The following is a 16,812-nucleotide window of genomic DNA, read 5'->3' as shown; positions in this document are numbered from 1 at the left end:
CGCTCACCGCGCGTGGCGCAATCCGTACGCGGCGCTGCCGGTCGCGCACGCAGAGTGCGGGACCGGCTGTCGTCGCCGGGCGATGGGCGGGCGCGCACACCCCGACGGATACGTGCAGCGGGTCCCTTCTGCTGGTCGGAGGCAGCGGTGTCCCCTCAGTCGATTCCGGGGCCCGCCGTGCTGTTGACCCAGACCCAGGAGGACCAGGTCGCGAAGCCGGTCTGCCAGATGTGGTGGGTGCCGGCGCCGCTCGTACCGAAGACCTCGATCCGGCCGTCCGCGTTGGAGGCGGCGGTGACCTCGGTGCCGCCGCCGCCGAACGCCTCCCACGGGCCGTACGGCGCGTTCGTCCCGGTCTGCCAGGCGTGCATGGCCGTCTCGCCGTTCATCGCGAACACCTCGACGCGCCCGTCGGCCGTGCGCTCACTGCTGAGCCGGGAGTCCGCGGGACCGCCCGTGCCCTCCCACTCGGACCAACTGCCCTGACCTGTCTGGTACTTGTGGAACACCCCGGCGGGGCCCGATGCGAAGACCTCGATCCGGCCGTCGGCGTTGTGGTCGACGGTGAGGTCACTGCCGCCGCCGCCGAACTCCTCCCACGCCGACCAGCCGCCGTTCGGTGTCGTCTGGTACTGGTGCCGGAAGGTGCCGCCGTTGAGCGCGAACACCTCCAGACGGCCGTCGGACGACTTCCCCATCTCGATCCGACCGTCGAGGGGACCCCCTCCGGTCGGTTCCCACTCCGACCAGCCGCCGTTGGGCGTCAGCTGGTACCGGTGGAACACGCCGACCGGGCCTGAGGCGAACACCTCGATCCTGCCGTCGGCGTTCACCCCGGCCGCGATGTCGCGGCCGCCGCCGCCGAACTCCTCCCAGTCGGACCACGAACCCGACGGGGCGAGCTGATAGCGGTGCCGGAAGGTGTTCCCGTCGATCGCGAACATCTCCAGGCGGCCGTCCGCGTTCGGCGCGATCGCCAGCTCCGCGTTCACGGGCCCGCCCAGCCGTTCCCACTCCGACCAGTGGCGGTTCGCCTCCCGCTGCCACGCGTGGTGGACGCCGTCCGCGCCCGCGGCGAAGAGCTCGAGGCGCCCGTCCGCCGACCGGGCCGACACCACCCGGCCCGACTCCGCCGGATACACCAGGGGCCGGGGGCGCGGCCCGCTCCCGGGGACGCAGGGCAGGGTGATGCCGCCCTCCGCGAGGTAGACCTCCGGGTCGATCCCGTACGAGAACGAGTCGTCGCCCCAGATCCGCAGATGCAGATGGGAGCCGTCGGCGTTTCCCTCAGCGCCCATCAGGGCGATCTGCTGTCCCGCCACGACGTGGTCGCCGACCTGGACGTCCCGCCGGTACATGTGCCCGTACTCGGAGGTCCGGCCGTCCGGGTGCCGGACGCGGATCCACTGGCCGTAGTCGCCGACGTACCCGGAGATCGTCACCTCGCCGTCGCCCACGGCGTAGATCGGCGTACCGATGTCAGCGGCGATGTCGACGCCGTTGTGCCCGGGGTGGAACGGTTGGCTGACGAAGCCGACGCTCGGGCAGGCGGTGGCGGAACCGGTGGTCCCGGCCTCGACCGGGGTGGTGGCGGCCAGCGCCGGCAGCAGGGCGGCGGTCGCCGCGAGGACCCGGATCGGCGTGCGCCGGGACAGTCCGCGGAACACCGGCTCAGGCCTTGCGGAGGCGGTCGACGATGCCGTCGATGTCGCGCTGCATCATGTCGTGGCGGACGAAGTGGCCGCCGGGCAGCTCGTACCACTCGTGCGGGATGCCCGCGTTGCCGAGCAGCGAGCGGAACTCCCGCTGGCCCGCGAGGACCTGGGTCTCGTTGGCCGTGTCGAACCAGTTGATCGGGTCCGGGCTGGTGCCGGCGACCAGAAAGACCCGCTTGTTGCGGTAGCTCTCGATTCGCTGCACCGGGTTGTCGGCGCTGACCCGGGCCTCGTCCCAGAACGGCACGCCGTAGACCGTGCCGCCGTTCAGGTCGAGCGCCGCCGAACTCGCGTTGGCCCAGTGCACCACCAGGCCGTTGTCGCGGCGGAGGCTGGCGGGCCCGGAATGGGCGCTCACCGAGGCGAAGTGGCCGTAGTACTTGGCGGCGTACTTCAGCGCGCCGAAGCCGCCCATCGAGAAGCCCGACACGGCACGGCCGTCGTACTCGGCGAAGGTGCGGAAGTTCGCGTCGACCCACGGGATCAGCTGCGAGATGTGGAACTGCTCCCAGTTGCGCGGACCGACGTTGGAGCTCACCGGGTTGGAGTACCAGCCCGCGTGCCCGCCGTCGGGCATGACGACGATGAGCGGCCGCCCCGCGGTCCAGGCGCGGATCCCCTCGCGGTCGAACGTGATGAAGTCCTGGTCGTTGCCGCCGCCGTGGAAGAGGTACAGCACCGGGTACGTGCGACCGCTCCAGTGGTAGTCGTCCGGCAGGAGCACGTTGACGCCCGGGTTCCAGCCGATGGCGGCCGTCTGGAAGCGGTAGTACCACATGCGGGCGTCGGCCTCGTTGCGGTCGACGATGCGGAGGCCGAAGCCGTCCCCGACGGCCGCGGCCGGCGAGGCGGCCGCCAGCATGCCTGCGCCGCCCAGGGCCATCGCGGCCGACAGGCCGCCGGCGGTCTTGAGGATGTTCCGGCGGGAGGGGTTCTGCGCGCTCAACGTGACCTCCGGGTCAGAAGCGTGACGACGCACGGGAAGCTAGCAACGGGAGCGCGTCAAGTGACCCCGGAAGAATGCGGACTGACAGACGACGATCCATCGGCTAGGACGAGGACCGTGCAGAGGAGGGGAGGCCACCGGGGCGCAATCGAGGCGTAAGGAAAGTGGGCGACGATGAGGCGTTCACAGCGGAACCGATGCGAGGAGTACAGGGATGACGGGGCTCACGGTCGACAGCGACCTGTGGATCAGGCGGTTCCATCCGCCGGCGGCGGGCGAACCGGAGCGGACTTTGCTGGTCTGCTTCCCGCACGCGGGCGGGTCGGCCGCCTACTTCCACGGCCTCTCGGGGCTGTTGGCCCCCGCGGGGATCGAGGTGCTGGCCGTGCAGTACCCGGGGCGTCTCGACCGCAGGAGCGAGGCTTCGATGGAGAACGTGCGGGAGCTCGCGGCCGCGGTGGTCGCGGCCCTCTCGCCCTGGGCGGACCGTCGGCCGGCGTACTTCGGGCACAGCATGGGGGCCGCCGTCGCCTTCGAGGCGGCGCGGCTCAGCGAGCCCCGGGTGCTGTTCGCCTCCGGGCGGCGCGCACCCTCCAGGCACCGCGCGGAGGCCTTCCACCTCCTCGACGACGACGCGCTGATCGCCGAGACGGTGCGGCTCAGCGGGGTGTCGGCGGAGCTGCTCGCCGACCCCGAGATGCGGGAGCTCGTCCTGCCGCCGCTGCGTGCCGACTACCGGGCGATCGAGACCTACCGCCCGGAGCCGGACACCGCAGTCCGGGTGCCCGTCGAGGTGATCCTGGGGGACCGGGACCCGCGGGTGACCGAGGAGGAGGCCCGGGCCTGGCGGGCGCACACCACGGGGGAGTTCGGCTGCACCGTCGTGCCCGGCGGCGGGCACTTCTATCTGGCGGACCGCACCGACGAGCTCGTCGCCCTGATCACCGGAAGGCTCGCCCGGCAGCCGCGCTAGGCGTATTGCCCGGTGAGGTGGGGGACGCGGCTGGCGGGTGGTTGACCTTTGAGTGTGGTGTGTCCGCGGCGGTGATCAGCGCGGACAGCTGGGTGGCCGAGACGTCGTCCCGCACCTCACCGGTCCGCTGCGCGCTCCAGGAGCTGCTGGCCGGACGACTGCATCGGCGTACAGGCGTTGTTGAGTTCGGAGGTCTCGTCCTCACGCTCTTCCTCCAGCTCGCGGACCTTCTTCCGCAGAGCGGTGTTCTCCGCCTCCAAGGGTGTCGGCGGCTCGGCAGGCAGCTCTGCCCGGCGCCCGCGGGGTCGGTTCGCTCCGGCCGCTCGGACCCAGTTCCGCAGGGGTCTCGGGGGGACTCCCAGATCGGCGGCGACCTGCCGGATCGTCGCCTCGGGCCGCGAGCGGTACAGCGCGACCGCGTCCGCCTTGAACTGCGAGGGTCAAGGCTTTCCAGCCGTAGCCCCCGCCGGCCAGACCGCAGCGGGGGCTGGTGGGCGTCTCCCGATGAGCGGCGGTCACTCGCTGTCCACGGCGTCCGGATCGCACCGGTACTGTGCGTTGTTTGAAATGCACGGTGGTCAGAGCCTGCAGCCGATACTGATGGGGGGCGTCATGAGTGACATGTGGACCGGGGAGAAGGTACGCCTGCGGGGCGTCGAGCCGGAAGACTGGCAAGGCTTTTGGAACCTGGCCCAGAACACGCTTGATGTCCGCAACGCCGACCTGGTCGACCCGCCACGCTCTGCTGAGGGCTTCCGTTCCTGGACTGCTGAGCGGGCTGGGCGTCCGCCGGGAGGTGAAGCATTTCGGCTGGTGGTCGAGGCGGTGGCCGACCGTACATTCGCAGGGGCCGTGACCGTTGGAGAGACCGACCGCCGTGCGGGGCGGTTCAGGACGGGCATCGAGATCATCCGCGATCACCGCCGCAGGGGATACGCGGCCGAGGCGACCGAACTCGTCCTCACCTACATGTTTGCCGAACAGCGCTACAACAAGTGCGAGGTGGAGGTCTACGCCTTCAACGATGCCTCCCTCGCCCTCTACCGCAGGCTGGGCTTCGTCGAGGAGGGACGGCTTCGTCAGCACGAGTTCTTCGCTGGCAGCCACCACGACGTTGTGCTGTTCGGCATCACCGCTGCCGAACACTGGGCCACGCACCAGCGTCCATCGGTGCGGTGACGTTCGCGGCATCGTTCCTCGGGCCCGGTTCTCGTGTGGCTACGGCCAGGTGTCGTCTGCGGGGTATCCGTTCTGTTCAGGGGCCGGGCCGTCCGTTGCGGTACATGCCGGATCCACTGCGGAGGCGGGCTGCTCCATCAGGGACGGTGGCCGCGTTCCACCGGTGAGGTGTACGCATCTACCGCGGCAGGCCCAGCTGCCTTTCAGGACCCGGAGGCCATCCGGCGCCGGCACCAGGAGATCTGGCCGAAGACCCGCGCGAAGGCGAAGGCGGTGAGATCCTCTTCGCCGACCAGGTCGGTATCCGTTCCCACCAGGTCACCGGAGGCTCAGACCCCACCGCTTGAGGTACTTGCCCACCCCGGGCTCGGTGAAGCGGGCCCCGTACAGCTTGGAGACCAGTGGGTCTATCAGGGCCCGTGTCCACAGCTGACCGGAAAGGCCCAGGTCGCACGGGGACGTGCTCGAGCACGGCCGGCCGTCGGCTCCACCGAGCCTTCCTCGCCAGGGCGCGCGTGCTCGGTGAGGACGTCGACAACACCGGCTGTACGACAAGATCGTGTCCAACATCCAGGAGATCCGGGCGGGCGGCCCCACCAGCGGTGGCAACAGGGTCGGCGTGGCCGGAATGCGGACGAGGTGGTCGGCGTAGGGGACGACCGCCTCGTTGCCCCGGCGAAACCGGTGCCCGTGGAGTGAGCCGGGTCCGGGGCCCGGCTTGTGTCAGGAGCCCGCCTCGAAGCCCATGATCTCGGTCGCGTTGGCCACCCAGAGCCGGTCCCCGGAGCTCACCGCGGACCAGGGCTGCGACAGCACGTCCACCTCGTACGCCCTTTTCCACACCTGCTTTCCGTCGGCGAGCGCATGGCCGTACAGGCCCGGGGCGGCGCCGCCGCTGACGCCGAGCAGGACGAGTCCCCCGAAGGTGCGCAGGACCTGGTGGAGGCCCTCGCCGAGCTCGGGGGTCTGCCACTGGCGGGTGCCGGTGGCGAGGTCGTAGGCCGTGAGGGGGCCGTGAACGCCGGTGAGGTCGGTGCCGACCGGCGGTGCGGGGGCGGTGAAGAGGGTCCTGCCCAATGGGACGAGCTGCTGGAGGTTCTGGGAGTTCCCGCGCCAGCGGGTCTTGCCGTCGGCGGTGTTCAGCGCGGCGAACCTGCCGCTCGCGAGACTCTGCTGGAAGAACGCGGTGCGGCCGTCGGCGCTGAGCCGGGCGGTGGTGGCCAGGGAGACGTTCTGGATGCCTTGGCCGGGGTTCAGGCCGGTCGGCGCCGTCCACAGGACGCGGCCGTCGGACACGCGCAGCGCGAGGAGATCGGCCGTGTCGTGGCGCAGGGCGAGTGCGAGGCGAGTGCTGGGGTTCGGACCCAGACCGTAGACGGCCGGGGCGTACGTCCACAGCTGCTCGCCGGTGCGGGCGTCGACGGCGCGGACCGAGCGGCGGGTGTCCGTGCCGCCCTCCTCCCTGGTCACGCAGAGCACCACCCGGCCGAGGGCATGGACGATGGCCCGCGGTGCCGCGCGGTGCCAGCGGGTCCTGCCGGCCGGGTCGAGGGCGTACACCTCGCCGGTCTGCTGCGAGGTGACGTACACCCAGCCCTCGTCGCCGGGGTACGTGGTGAGGTCGGTGGCGTCGGGTTGCGGGTTGCCGGGCGGAGTGAACTGCCAGCGCTGTTTGCCGGTCTGCATGTCCCGGGCGTGCAGGGCGCCGTCGATCTCGATGACGTATACGGTGTTCCCGGCCGAGGTGGTGGCGGCGTTGCCGTACGGCGGGCGCTGCCACTTCACCGTGCCGGTGCCCGGGTCGAGTACGGCCGCGCCGGCGCCGTCCCCGCTGGTGACGAGCAGCCGCCCGTTGCCCACCCGCCGTACGTGGGTGAACCCTTCGGGGAGGGCCGCGCGCCACAGCGGCTTCGGCGCGGCAGCGGTGCGGGCGGACTTCCCGCGGCTCAGGAGCCAACCGCCGGTGAGTGCCGCCGTGATGGTGCCGCCCGCCACCGCGAGGAACCGGCGTCTTCCCCGGCGTGCGGCCAGGGCGAGCGGGGCTATGGTCTCCCGCATGTCCTGCTCGCGGCGCCGCACCTCCTGCTCCACGTCCCGCGGAAGCCAGCCGGTGCCCGGCGGCCGCGGGGCACCGAACAGCTCGGCCAGGTCCGGGACCTCGGGGCGGTTCCAGGGCTCCTTCGCCAGGCAGGCGGCGAGTGCCGGGCGCAGGGCCCCGGGGGTCGCGGACAGGTCGGGTTCCTCGTACGTGGTGCGGTACAGGAGGATGTGCAGTCCGCTCTCGCCGAAGGCGCCCCGCCCGGTGGCGGCGAAGACCAGGGTGGCGCCGAGCGAGAAGACGTCGCCGGCTGCGGTGGTGGTCCGCCCGGCTATCTGCTCGGGCGGCAGATAGCCCGCGGTGCCGAGGATCTGGCCGGTACCGGTGAGCTTCTCGCCGCCCACCGAGCGGGCGATGCCGAAGTCGATGACCCGGGGGCCGTCGTCGGTGAGCAGGATGTTGGACGGCTTCAGGTCGCGGTGGACCAGGCCCGCCGCGTGGATGGCGGTCAGCGCCTCCGCGAGGCCCGTGGCCAGCGTGCGTACCGTCGCCTCCGGCATCGGCCCGTGCGCGCTCACCGCCTGGCTCAGGGAGGGCGCCGGCAGGTAGGCCGTCGCCAGCCAGGGCTGTGCGGCGTCGGGATCGGCGGCCAGTACGGGCGCGGTGAAGGCACCGCTGACCCTCAGCGCCGCCTCGGTCTCCACCCGGAACCGCTCCCGGAAGCGCGGGTCCTGGGCGTAGCTCTCCCGTACGACCTTCACGGCCACCGGACGTCCGGCCCGGGTCGCCGCCAGGTACACCCGGCCCATGCCGCCGGAGCCGAGCAGCCGGACCACCTTGAACGGGCCGATGGAGGAGGGACGTCGGGGATCGGCCGCCGGTGGCGTGGTCACCTCGTGTCGGCCCGGTAGGCCCGGACCCGGCCGCTCTGCGCGAGGAACACGGTGCTGCCGTGGGCGGCGATGCCCCACACCTCGTATCCCGCGGGCACCCCGCTGCCGATGCCGGAGGGCGTGGCGGAGGGCGCGGACGCCGGATTCTCCCGGAGCGCCCACAGCTGCTTTCCGTCGGAGGTGCGCAGCACCAGGGCGCCCCTCTTCGCGTCCGTGGTGACGCCGCCCTTCGCGTTCATCTGCAAGGGGGTGAACAGGACCGCGGTGACGTCCTCGGTGGCGGCGAGCGTGGGACCGAAGCCGATGGACGGGGCGAGGTTGACCGGACTCGCGATGCGCCAACGCACCTTTCCGGTCCGCAGTTCGATGGCGTGCACCTGGGTGGTGTCGCTGGTGAGCACCAGGTCGCCGACCACGCTCGGGGCGGAGGCCGCGGTCATCGGCACCGACCAGCGCCGGGTCCCGGTCTTCGCGTCGTGCGCGGTCAGCCCTCCTTTGACATTCACCGCAAGGAGCAGGTCACCGGCCGCGGTGAGCGAGGAGACGAGCTGGCCGCCGCCGGCCTGCATGGCCGCCGGAAAGCTGCTGTCGGGATCGGCGGGCACCTTGACGGACCACCGGGACCTTCCGTCGGCCGCGGTCAGGGCGTGGAGGGTCAGGCCCTCGTTGGTGCCCTCGGCGTAGTAGAAGCCGTGCTGGTCGGCGGCGAAGCCCATGCCGAAGATCGAATCGGAGGTGAGGTCTTTCTGCCAGCGGATCTTCCCGCTGTCCAACTCGATGGCGGCGATCTTCTGGGAGTAGTCGAACGTCGGCTTCTGGCCGGGCGAGGGCAGCCCGATGCCTCCCCCGAAGCTCGCGACCGTGCAGTACGCCACAGTCCCGTGCGTCGCGAGCAGCATGCTGAGACTGACCGTCTTGTCCAGGGACGCCGTGGACCCCGTCCGGCCGGTGGCCGGGTCGGCGACCGCCGCGTAGAACTGCCCGGCGGAGCCGGGGTCGGTGCTCATGCCCGAGACCAGGACGCCTCCTGCGACAGGGCCGACGACCCTTGCTCCGCTCCCGAGGGGCTCCGACCCGGGGGAGCCGGCCCCGGCCTTCCTGCCGAGTCCGCCGTGCTGCCAGCGCACCGTGCCCTGTGCCGGGTCGAGGGCCACGGCCGCGTATCCGCCCTCGTCGAGGAGCAGGGTTCCTTCGTAGGCGTGCAGCTTCGGCGTCGTGACGACGATCGGCAGCGGCGTCGACCACAGCGGCTCGGGCGGGTCGGTGAGCGTGACGGTGGTGACCCTGCGCCCCAGCGGCTTCCCGCTGTCCCCCGCCGGGGGGGAACCTGCGGAGTTCGGGGGGTCTTCGGAGCCGCCTGCCAGGTACGCCGTGGCCGCCGAACCGGCGGCCACGACGCCGAGTGCGGCGAGCGAGCCGATGAGGAACCTGCGGCGGCCGGGACGCGTCGGCTGCGGGCCGTCGGGTGACGTCCCGGGCGGCGGCGGGGCCACCGCGAGCAGTTCCGCCTCCTTCGCCCGGCGTGCCCACTCCTCGCGCAGCGCCGGGACCTGGAGGTCCGCCGGGGCGGCGGGTGCCAGTGCGGCTAGGACCTCCGCGAGGCGGGGCCGCCGAGACGGGGTCTTGTCCAGGCAGTGGGAGAGCAGCGGGTGCAGGGCCCGCGGTACGCCGTGCAGATCGGGCTCGGCAGTCAGAACGCGGTGCAGCGTGCCCTCGTCCCCCGGGCCGAACGGGCCCTCGCCGCAGGCCGCGTAGACCAACACACCGGCAAGCGCGAACACGTCCGCCTCCGGCCCCACGTCATGGGAGGAGGCGATCTGCTCGGGTGCCATGAAGGCGGGGGAGCCGATCACGGTGCCGGTGCCGGTCAGCCGGGTCTCGCCGGAGTCCAGGGCCTTGCTGATGCCGAAGTCGATCACCCGAGGGCCGTCCGCAGAGAGCAGGACGTTGCCCGGCTTGACGTCGCGGTGCACCACCCCCGCCGCGTGGATGACCTGGAGCGCCTCCGCGAGGGCGGTGCCCAGCGCCCGCAGCGCCGGCTCCTGGAAGCTGCCGCAGAGCCGGACGGCCCGGTCGAGCGAGGGGGCCGGCACGTACGCGGTGGCGACCCACGGGCGCGGGCCCTCGGTGTCGGCGTCCACGACCGGCACCGTGTAGACGCCGCTGACCCGGCGGGCCGCGGCCACCTCACGCCGGAAGCGGCTGCGGAAGACGGGGTCGTCCGCGTACTCCTCACGCACCTGTTTGACCGCGACCAGTCGCCCCGACGCCATCCGGCCCAGTGACACGACGCCCATTCCGCCGCTGCCGAGCTCCCGCATCACCACGTACGGTCCGATGGTGGCCGGCAGCGCAATGGTCACGTCCTCCGGCCCTGTCCCGCCACTGCCCGGTTGCTGCACGCTCATCCCCCAGTCCCCCCACAAGTCGCGTTGCCGCACTGCGGCAGCAGACGTCACCAACTCAGCCTAAGGTTCCGCGTAGTTGACGCCACGTCAATCAACGGGATCACGCCAACCGCCCCTGTGTGCCGGCATGCCGAAAACCCGCCAGGCGCCGCGCACATCCCGTCACGTACGAGGAGGCGCGGACCTCGCCAGGCCCGGTTGCTCGTGGTCGGCGCCGTAGGCCCGGCCGTCAACAAGCAGCATCCCTGCCCACGGGGCTCAGCCTTCCGGCCACCACCGACAGCCGGAGCCTGCTACGGGGGTGCCCACCGCCCCGCCCGCCGCCGGGCGGCCCCTGCCCCACCCCGGACGGCCCGCTCGACCGGATGTGGACCGCGTCCCATCAACATCGCGGCTCCAGCGCGGCCGCATTGCGCGTTCGCGCATACTCCTCGGATTGGACACGGACCTTTCAGGCCGGCTCGTGCTCGACCACGCTAACGATCACGTTGCGCGGGAACGGCTCGACCCCAGCGGCAACCCGCGCCTGATGGCCACGCTCCAGGTGTCCCTCAACGATGCGTATCGCGTCATTCCGTTCGATCACAACGGCAGCGTCACCCAGCACGTCAGCTCGCCACCAGCGGATTTCCCCTCATCGAGCACTCTCATCTGCAGGCGCCGAGAACACGTCTGGGCCGATCCATCACGAAACGTCCGCCACAGCCACGAAAGCGGCCAGGCCCTCTTCTGATCCCCCAGGTGGTTGTCCGTTGAAGAAGATCGGGATCTCGGCGAGCGAGGGTCATGGGTCGCCCGTCCCTTGATCGTTCGGCCCCCTCCAGCCCGTCAAGGCGACGGGGGCCGACCGTCGGAACGAAAGCCGGCGCCAGCCTGCCGCGCGGCAGGCGGGGGTCAAGCCGTGGCCGGGCACGGAGCGTCGACCCCGGGCCGCGTGGAACGCCGTTCAACGGATGGGGCGTGTACGGGGTATGGCGCAGTGTCCGACGGTCGGTGCACACTGCGCAACGCGCGTAGAAGTGACGTGCGGAGGAAACCTTTCGGTTCCCCGTGTGCAACCTGTCCCGCCTAGAACTTCCTTGCCGCCACGGCGTGTCCCCCACACACCCCCGGTGCGGTGCTCCGCGAACCGTCCGCAACCGCTCGCGAAAGGCACCCTCATGTCATCTTGTCGCATACCTGCCAGGCGCCCCCGCCGTACCGCCGCGCTCGGTGCCGCCTGCCTGGCCGCCGCCGTGACGCTGGCAACGCTCACCACCGCCCCCGCGGCGAACGCCGCCGCCTCGGTTCCGTCGCAGGGATCGCCGACACAACTCGACGTCGGCAACTGGAACGTCGAGTGGTTCGGTGCGCCGGACTTCGGCCCGACCGACGAGGCGCTTCAGCAGCAGAACGTCCGCGACGTCATGGCGGGCGCCGACATGGACGTCTGGGGCCTGTCCGAGGTCGTCAGCACCTCGGCGTTCGACACCCTCGTGGCCGGCATGCCCGGGTACACCGGGGTCGTGGCCAACGACCCGGTCGTGACGAACGGCGCGCAGTACTACTCGGACTTCGGCAACACCGAGCAGAAGGTCGCCCTCGTCTGGCGCTCCAGCATGGCCACCCTGGTGAGTGCGAAGGTCATCCTGACCGACCAGAACAGCAACTTCGCCGGGCGCCCGCCGGTGGAGTTCACGTTGCGCGGCACGTTCGACGGTGTCACCCGCGACCTCGTCTTCATCGTCCTGCACGCGAAGGCCGGGGCCACCCAGGACGCGTGGAACCGGCGCAACCCCGCGTCGCAGGCCCTCAAGTCCTACCTCGACGCGACCTACCCCACGCAGAACGTCTTCGTCATCGGTGACTGGAACGACGACGTCGACACCTCCATCGTTTCCGGGCAACCTTCGCCCTACGCCGACTTCGTGAACGACTCGGCGCGCTACACGTTCCCGACGCGTGCCCTGTCGCTGGCGGGCGTGGCGTCGACGACCGGCTACCCGGACTTCATCGACCACCAGCTCACCACCAACGAGGTGCAGGCCAAGTACGTCGCCGGCTCGGCGACCGCCTTCCAGCCCCAGGCGTACGTCCCGAACTACGCGGCGACGACCAGCGACCACTACCCGGTGCTGGCCCGCTACGACTTCGTCATCAGTGGCAGCGGCGCGAACCAGCCGCCCACGGCGTCGTACACACACTCCTGCACCGCTCTCGACTGCACCTTCACCGACGCCAGCAGCGACTCCGACGGCACCATCGTGAGCCGCAGCTGGAACTTCGGCAACGGCCAGACCTCGACCGCGACGAACCCGACCGCGACCTACGCATCGGCCGGAACCTACCCGGTCTCGCTGACCGTGACCGACAACGACGGGGCCACCCACACCACGACCCAGAACATCACCGTCACCGCCGGCGGCGGACCCGCCAACGTCATCATCAACGAGGTGCTGGCCAACGAACCGGGCAGCAGCACCGCCGGCGAGGCCGTCGAGATCGTGAACACCGGCGGCACGGCCATCGACATCACCGGCTGGACCGTCCGGGACGGGTCGGCGGTGCGGCACGCGTTCGCCGCCGGCACGACGCTGCAGCCCGGCAAGGCGATCACCGTCTTCGGCGCGAGCTCCGCGATCCCCGGCGGCATCGCGGCGGTGGCAGCCAGCACCGGCGGCCTCAGCCTGTCCAACAGCGGCGACCAGGTCATCCTTCGGGACTCGGCCGGAGCGACGGTCCAGTCGATGACCTACACCTCAAGCCAGGCGAACTCCGACGGCGTGTCCATCAACCGAAGCCCCGACGGCTCGGCGACCGGCAGCTGGGTCAAGCACAACACCATTAGCTCACTGTCCCGCTCGCCCGGCCAGCACGCCGACGGAACCGCGTACTGAGCCCGGAACCGCCGGCGCGGACCGGCTGATCTGACAGCCGTCCACGCTCCTCACCGAGCGTGGGTGATCGGCCCACGCTGCTCAACGAGCCCGGCTCGGGGAAGATTCGCGCACCCCCTCCCCGAGCCGGGCGCCCGCAGCCAGATCGCCGGTGGCTCGGGGCGGGAACAACCGCCTCGACCTGCTCCCACATCGTGGCCGGGCCCGGCACTCAGGTGGGGAGCCACGATGAGCAGGTCTGGCCAACATCCGAGTCCCGGGTGGCCGTTTTCAGGGTGCTGACCGCAGTTGCGTGAATGATCTTGTGGGCGAGGCGGCCGGCCGTGCGCCGCTCGTGGACCGCTCTGTCGGGTCATGCGGGTGCCTGGGGATCTGCGCGTCCCAGCATTTCGGCGAGGGAGATGCCGGTTCGGGTTGCTGCGATTCGACGTGCGCGCAGCTGAGCTCGGGTACGCGGGCGGAACGTGGGTTTCTTGCCGCAGCCGCAGGGTTCACGGCCCTCGTAGCGCAGTCCGGCGTTCAGTACCGCAGCAACGACGGTCCATGCCTTGGCGTCCCGGCGCCGTGGGGTCGCGAAGTCGTGGCCGGCGCAGACCATTGGTTCGGAGCATCGGGGGCATCGGTGCTCGCCGGGCTTTGGATGCCGCTTGAACGCGATGCGGCAGGGCACGCACGTGTAGTGCAGCTTGTAGGACTTTTCGGCGTAGTGGCACACGAGGTGAACGTACCCGGCACGACGACGACTGGCGAGAAGTTTGCCGACCAGGTCATGGTCGGGTGAGGACCCGGGGCCGGAGGAGTCGGAACGAGGCCCAGTCGCACCTCGTCCTCTTGAGGGTTTTGACCCGGGAGGAGAGCAAGCACCTGCTGGGACTGTTCCGGTTCGAGTCCGGCACCGGTGGCGAAGCCGTCGAATACCTCGGCGAGTGGGACTTTCCGCCCGGCAAGGTTCTGCACAAGGCCCTCGACCTCTGCCCGTCCCGACGCTGAGCTTGCGGCAGCCTCGCGCTGACGGACAGTGCTACCAAGGTTCGCCTCCCGCCACGGGGGCGGCTTGACCTCACGATGGGGAAGTCCTTTCCGCCTGGCCGCACTGGTCTCCCGGGTGGAGACGCGGTCGCGGGACCGAACGGGCGGGAACGTAGGGCACCGAGTTCGTTGGCGCCGCGTCCTGGCCGCCGGCCCCGGGCGAGAAGGAACCTCTTCCCCACGGCTGCTGCGCGGGGAAGAGGCGTCGTCGGCGCGGACGAGCTTGCCTGCTGCCCTTGACCTGCGCGAATGGAAGATCATCGGTTTCGGGGGTTCCCACCTCCGGTCACACCTGCGGTCCCCCGCCTAGCTCGTCCAGCTGTGGGCCACGTCGACCACGACCCGGTCGTTCAGCTGGATCACGCGGAACGGCAGCCGGTTGCGTACGCCGAGGCCGACCTGGGTCTGGCCCTCGAAGGTGCCACCGAACCGAGTGTCCCGGAAGGTGCTGTAGCCGCTGATGTTCACACCGGGCAGGGGCTCACCCACTTCGCCCGGGTAGGTCGGCGTGCCGGCTTGGAGGTCGTAGCTCCAGGCGCCGACGCGAATGTCGAGGACCGCTCCGCCGGCGACCGGTATGTGCTGGCCCGAGGGGTCGGCGTAGAACTGGTCCACGTACTGGACCTGGTAGCTGATGCGGTCACCGCCGCCGGGCACGTCAAACACGATGCGGTCGTAGCACTCGTGCTGTCCGGTCCTGATGCTTCTCAGATGGTCGGCACCCATGACGGCACCGCCCTTGGCGCCGCTGCCCCAACCCGTCGGGCAGGTCGCCGTGCGCGAGCCCCCGGCCGGGGCCGCTGCCACGGTACTGGCCGCCGTCCCCAGCGAGGCGGCCGCGAGCACGAGCACCGCCGCTACCGCTCCGATACGTCGCATTATTCCCCCTTCGATCGCACCTGCGCGTGACTTCCGATATCAAGTCAGACGACCTGGAACATGGGAAGGTTGCATATCGGACAGGGGCAAAAAGAGAATCTTGTGCACCTGGGCGAAGGTACGGAAGCGGCACCACGTGTACCTCTGCCGGCCGGAACGGTTTCGGGCACGGAGGCGTCGACGTGTCCTGTGGCCAGTTGACGCGGCGGATGGCAGCCGGGACGGGGCCGGGCAGAAGGAGCCCCCGGGAGGGGGCGGGACCGAGCCGGAGGATCATGGGCTGGTCCGAACGACTCGGGCAACACGTTCGTCGTGATCCAGCCCGATCAGGACGACCTCGACTGGTTCGCCTCCGTCGCCGTCCTGGACGAAGGCGGATGCGAGGTCGTCCGCCGCGACACCACCCGCCGCGAACACGACGTGACCATCGAGACCAGCTCCGGGACGACCTGCTGGCGCCGTCTGGCACGTGGAACGAGGCCGGCGTGGTATCAGCTGCACCTGGTGTTGCTGAAGAAGCTGCGAGCGGCGAGGAAGCTTGACCGGTCGCGGGCGGTGATCGACTCCTCCCACGTCAGGGCCGCTCGACGGGGCCCACAAGCAGTCTCGGCCTCGCCACCCGCCTCATCACCCACCGACACGTCCAACGCCTTTGTGAGGACCTCTAAGCCCCGCCAAGCGGCAGGCAGCGGCTGCGTGGGCGGCGGGGGAGCGGCAGGCCGCTGCCGCCTGGGAGGCCGGCCGACAACGGGCGGCCTCCGCCTGGGACACGGCTCCTGATCCCTGCGCCGGCACCGGCGCGGGGATCACGGGTTCCGGTGCCCGCCGGGTGGGGCCGCCCGTCTCTCGGCGGTGCCGGATGGATCCGGTGAGGGCTCGCCCGCCGCGAGGTGTTCCAGGACCTCCGCCAGTTCCTGGCAGGCGCGGCGCACCGACCGGCGGGTCGCACGCTGCTCGGTGATGACGGAGGCGAGGAGCAGGGCGGTCAGGGCGGCGGAACCGTTGAACGCCTGGAGCTTGACCATGATCTCGACGTCCGTGAGGTGGAGGAACGCGCCCCGTCCGGAGGTCGCCCCGAAGGTGGCGAGCACGGAGGCGAAGAGCGCGCACAGCATGCTTCCGGCGAGCTGGAAGCGGAGCGCTGCCCAGATCAGCAGGGGGAAGACGAGGAAGAGCATGCTCATCGAGCTGAGTACGACCACGGGCATGAGGATCAGGGTCGTCAGCCCCAGAAAGGCCGCCTCCTTCCAGCGCCGTACCCGGAACCGTCCGGCCGGCCCCATGAGGACGAGCATGAGCGGGGCGACGAGCAGCACCCCCATCGTGTCGCCCACCCACCAGGCCAGCCAGACGGGCCAGAACTCGCTCTTGTCCAAGGAGCTCTTCGCCACCTGCAGCCCGACCCCCGCGGTCGCGCTGATCATCATGGCGCCGAACCCACCGAGGAAGACCAGGGAGAGTCCGTCCCGCAGCCGCGCCATGTCGCGCCGGAAGCCGGCCCGCCTCAGCAGCAGGAAGGCACAGAGCGGCGCGACGGTGTTGCTGACCACGGTGACTACTGTGGTGGGCCCCGGAGTGGTGAGGGAGGCGATGACGAGGAAGGAGCCGAGGGCGATCCCGGGCCAGACCCGCGCGCCGAGCAGCAGCAGGGCGGCGACGGCGACGCCGGTGGGAGGCCAGATGGGGGTGACCACCACGCCTTCGACGACAAGGTGTCCCATCAGGCCGAGTCGTCCGGCCGCGTAGTAGCAAACCGCCACGGCCAGCGACATCAGAGCCGTCCCCGTAGAGGACCGGAACTGCCGAATATCCAACACGTCACCCATCAGACACCGGCCGGGCCGCCACGAGCGGGCAAGGCTCCTGCGTGTCGGGC

The 16,812-nt window shown here is 71.0% G+C and carries 10 protein-coding genes and 3 pseudogenes; 5 read left to right on the top strand and 8 right to left on the bottom strand.

What is annotated here, in order from left to right:
- Window positions 1-155 precede the first annotated feature (155 nt).
- Window positions 156-1,667 (bottom strand): peptidoglycan DD-metalloendopeptidase family protein, encoded by a 1,512-nt coding sequence (locus ACFW22_RS19425; protein WP_386405870.1) that lies wholly within the window; start codon window positions 1,665-1,667, stop codon window positions 156-158.
- 4 nt (window positions 1,668-1,671) lie between these two features.
- Window positions 1,672-2,661 carry an alpha/beta hydrolase-fold protein gene (locus ACFW22_RS19420; RefSeq protein ID WP_386405867.1) on the bottom strand — a complete coding sequence of 330 codons (990 nt, stop codon included), beginning with the start codon at window positions 2,659-2,661 and terminating at the stop codon, window positions 1,672-1,674.
- A gap of 214 nt (window positions 2,662-2,875) precedes the next feature.
- Here ACFW22_RS19420 and ACFW22_RS19415 point away from each other — a divergent pair, with 214 nt between their 5' ends.
- Complete coding sequence (locus ACFW22_RS19415) at window positions 2,876-3,634, top strand: thioesterase II family protein (RefSeq protein WP_386405864.1); 759 nt, start codon at window positions 2,876-2,878, stop codon at window positions 3,632-3,634.
- Window positions 3,635-3,750: 116 nt separating this feature from the next.
- On the opposite strand, the pseudogene ACFW22_RS19410 reads toward ACFW22_RS19415, so the two are convergent.
- Window positions 3,751-4,059 (bottom strand): annotated as a pseudogene (locus ACFW22_RS19410) (transposase); the annotation flags it as partial.
- A gap of 187 nt (window positions 4,060-4,246) precedes the next feature.
- Between ACFW22_RS19410 and ACFW22_RS19405 the strand changes: the two are divergent.
- Window positions 4,247-4,813 (top strand): GNAT family N-acetyltransferase, encoded by a 567-nt coding sequence (locus ACFW22_RS19405; RefSeq protein WP_386405861.1) that lies wholly within the window; start codon window positions 4,247-4,249, stop codon window positions 4,811-4,813.
- Between the two features lie 321 nt (window positions 4,814-5,134).
- Here the strand turns inward: ACFW22_RS19405 and ACFW22_RS19400 are convergent.
- From ACFW22_RS19400 to ACFW22_RS19390, 3 genes and pseudogenes are all read right to left on the bottom strand, one after another.
- Window positions 5,135-5,294, bottom strand: a pseudogene (locus tag ACFW22_RS19400) (winged helix-turn-helix domain-containing protein); the annotation flags it as partial.
- 242 nt (window positions 5,295-5,536) lie between these two features.
- Entirely contained in the window at window positions 5,537-7,744 is a 2,208-nt protein-coding gene (locus tag ACFW22_RS19395; RefSeq protein WP_386405858.1) for a PQQ-binding-like beta-propeller repeat protein, read from the bottom strand.
- Window positions 7,741-10,107, bottom strand: coding sequence for a PQQ-binding-like beta-propeller repeat protein (locus ACFW22_RS19390; RefSeq protein WP_386405855.1), 2,367 nt, complete (start codon window positions 10,105-10,107; stop codon window positions 7,741-7,743). Before ACFW22_RS19390 ends, ACFW22_RS19395 begins: the two co-directional genes overlap by 4 nt.
- 481 nt (window positions 10,108-10,588) lie before the next feature.
- Between ACFW22_RS19390 and ACFW22_RS19385 the strand changes: the two genes are divergently transcribed.
- The 3 genes and pseudogenes from ACFW22_RS19385 to ACFW22_RS19375 form a co-directional block, all read left to right on the top strand.
- Window positions 10,589-10,885 carry a hypothetical protein gene (locus tag ACFW22_RS19385; protein ID WP_386405852.1) on the top strand — a complete coding sequence of 99 codons (297 nt, stop codon included), beginning with the start codon at window positions 10,589-10,591 and terminating at the stop codon, window positions 10,883-10,885.
- A 427-nt stretch (window positions 10,886-11,312) separates the two neighbouring features.
- Window positions 11,313-13,028, top strand: a complete 1,716-nt coding sequence (locus ACFW22_RS19380) for a lamin tail domain-containing protein (protein WP_386405849.1) — start codon at window positions 11,313-11,315, stop codon at window positions 13,026-13,028.
- An 849-nt stretch (window positions 13,029-13,877) separates the two neighbouring features.
- A pseudogene (locus tag ACFW22_RS19375) lies at window positions 13,878-14,018 on the top strand (peptidoglycan bridge formation protein FemAB); the annotation flags it as partial.
- Between the two features lie 345 nt (window positions 14,019-14,363).
- Here ACFW22_RS19375 and ACFW22_RS19370 read toward each other — a convergent pair.
- Together ACFW22_RS19370 and ACFW22_RS19365 are read right to left on the bottom strand one after the other, a co-directional pair.
- Window positions 14,364-14,936, bottom strand: coding sequence for a hypothetical protein (locus tag ACFW22_RS19370; RefSeq protein ID WP_386405847.1), 573 nt, complete (start codon window positions 14,934-14,936; stop codon window positions 14,364-14,366).
- Window positions 14,937-15,742: 806 nt separating this feature from the next.
- Window positions 15,743-16,708 carry an MASE1 domain-containing protein gene (locus ACFW22_RS19365; RefSeq protein WP_386405844.1) on the bottom strand — a complete coding sequence of 322 codons (966 nt, stop codon included), beginning with the start codon at window positions 16,706-16,708 and terminating at the stop codon, window positions 15,743-15,745.
- Window positions 16,709-16,812: the final 104 nt, after the last annotated feature.

The organism is Streptomyces sp. NPDC058872, from assembly GCF_042743065.1.
In the GTDB taxonomy this organism is placed as follows: Bacteria; Actinomycetota; Actinomycetes; order Streptomycetales; family Streptomycetaceae; genus Streptomyces.
The sequence above is the reverse complement of the archived record's forward strand: the minus strand, read 5'-3'. Positions and strand labels throughout refer to the sequence as shown.

Coding starts and splice junctions, on each gene's coding strand:
- ACFW22_RS19365 (WP_386405844.1), bottom strand. CDS start 16,708: ATGTCGCTGGCCGTGGCGGTTTGCTACTACGCGGCCGGACGACTCGGC.
- ACFW22_RS19415 (WP_386405864.1), top strand. CDS start 2,876: ATGACGGGGCTCACGGTCGACAGCGACCTGTGGATCAGGCGGTTCCAT.
- ACFW22_RS19380 (WP_386405849.1), top strand. CDS start 11,313: ATGTCATCTTGTCGCATACCTGCCAGGCGCCCCCGCCGTACCGCCGCG.
- ACFW22_RS19405 (WP_386405861.1), top strand. CDS start 4,247: ATGAGTGACATGTGGACCGGGGAGAAGGTACGCCTGCGGGGCGTCGAG.
- ACFW22_RS19370 (WP_386405847.1), bottom strand. CDS start 14,936: ATGCGACGTATCGGAGCGGTAGCGGCGGTGCTCGTGCTCGCGGCCGCC.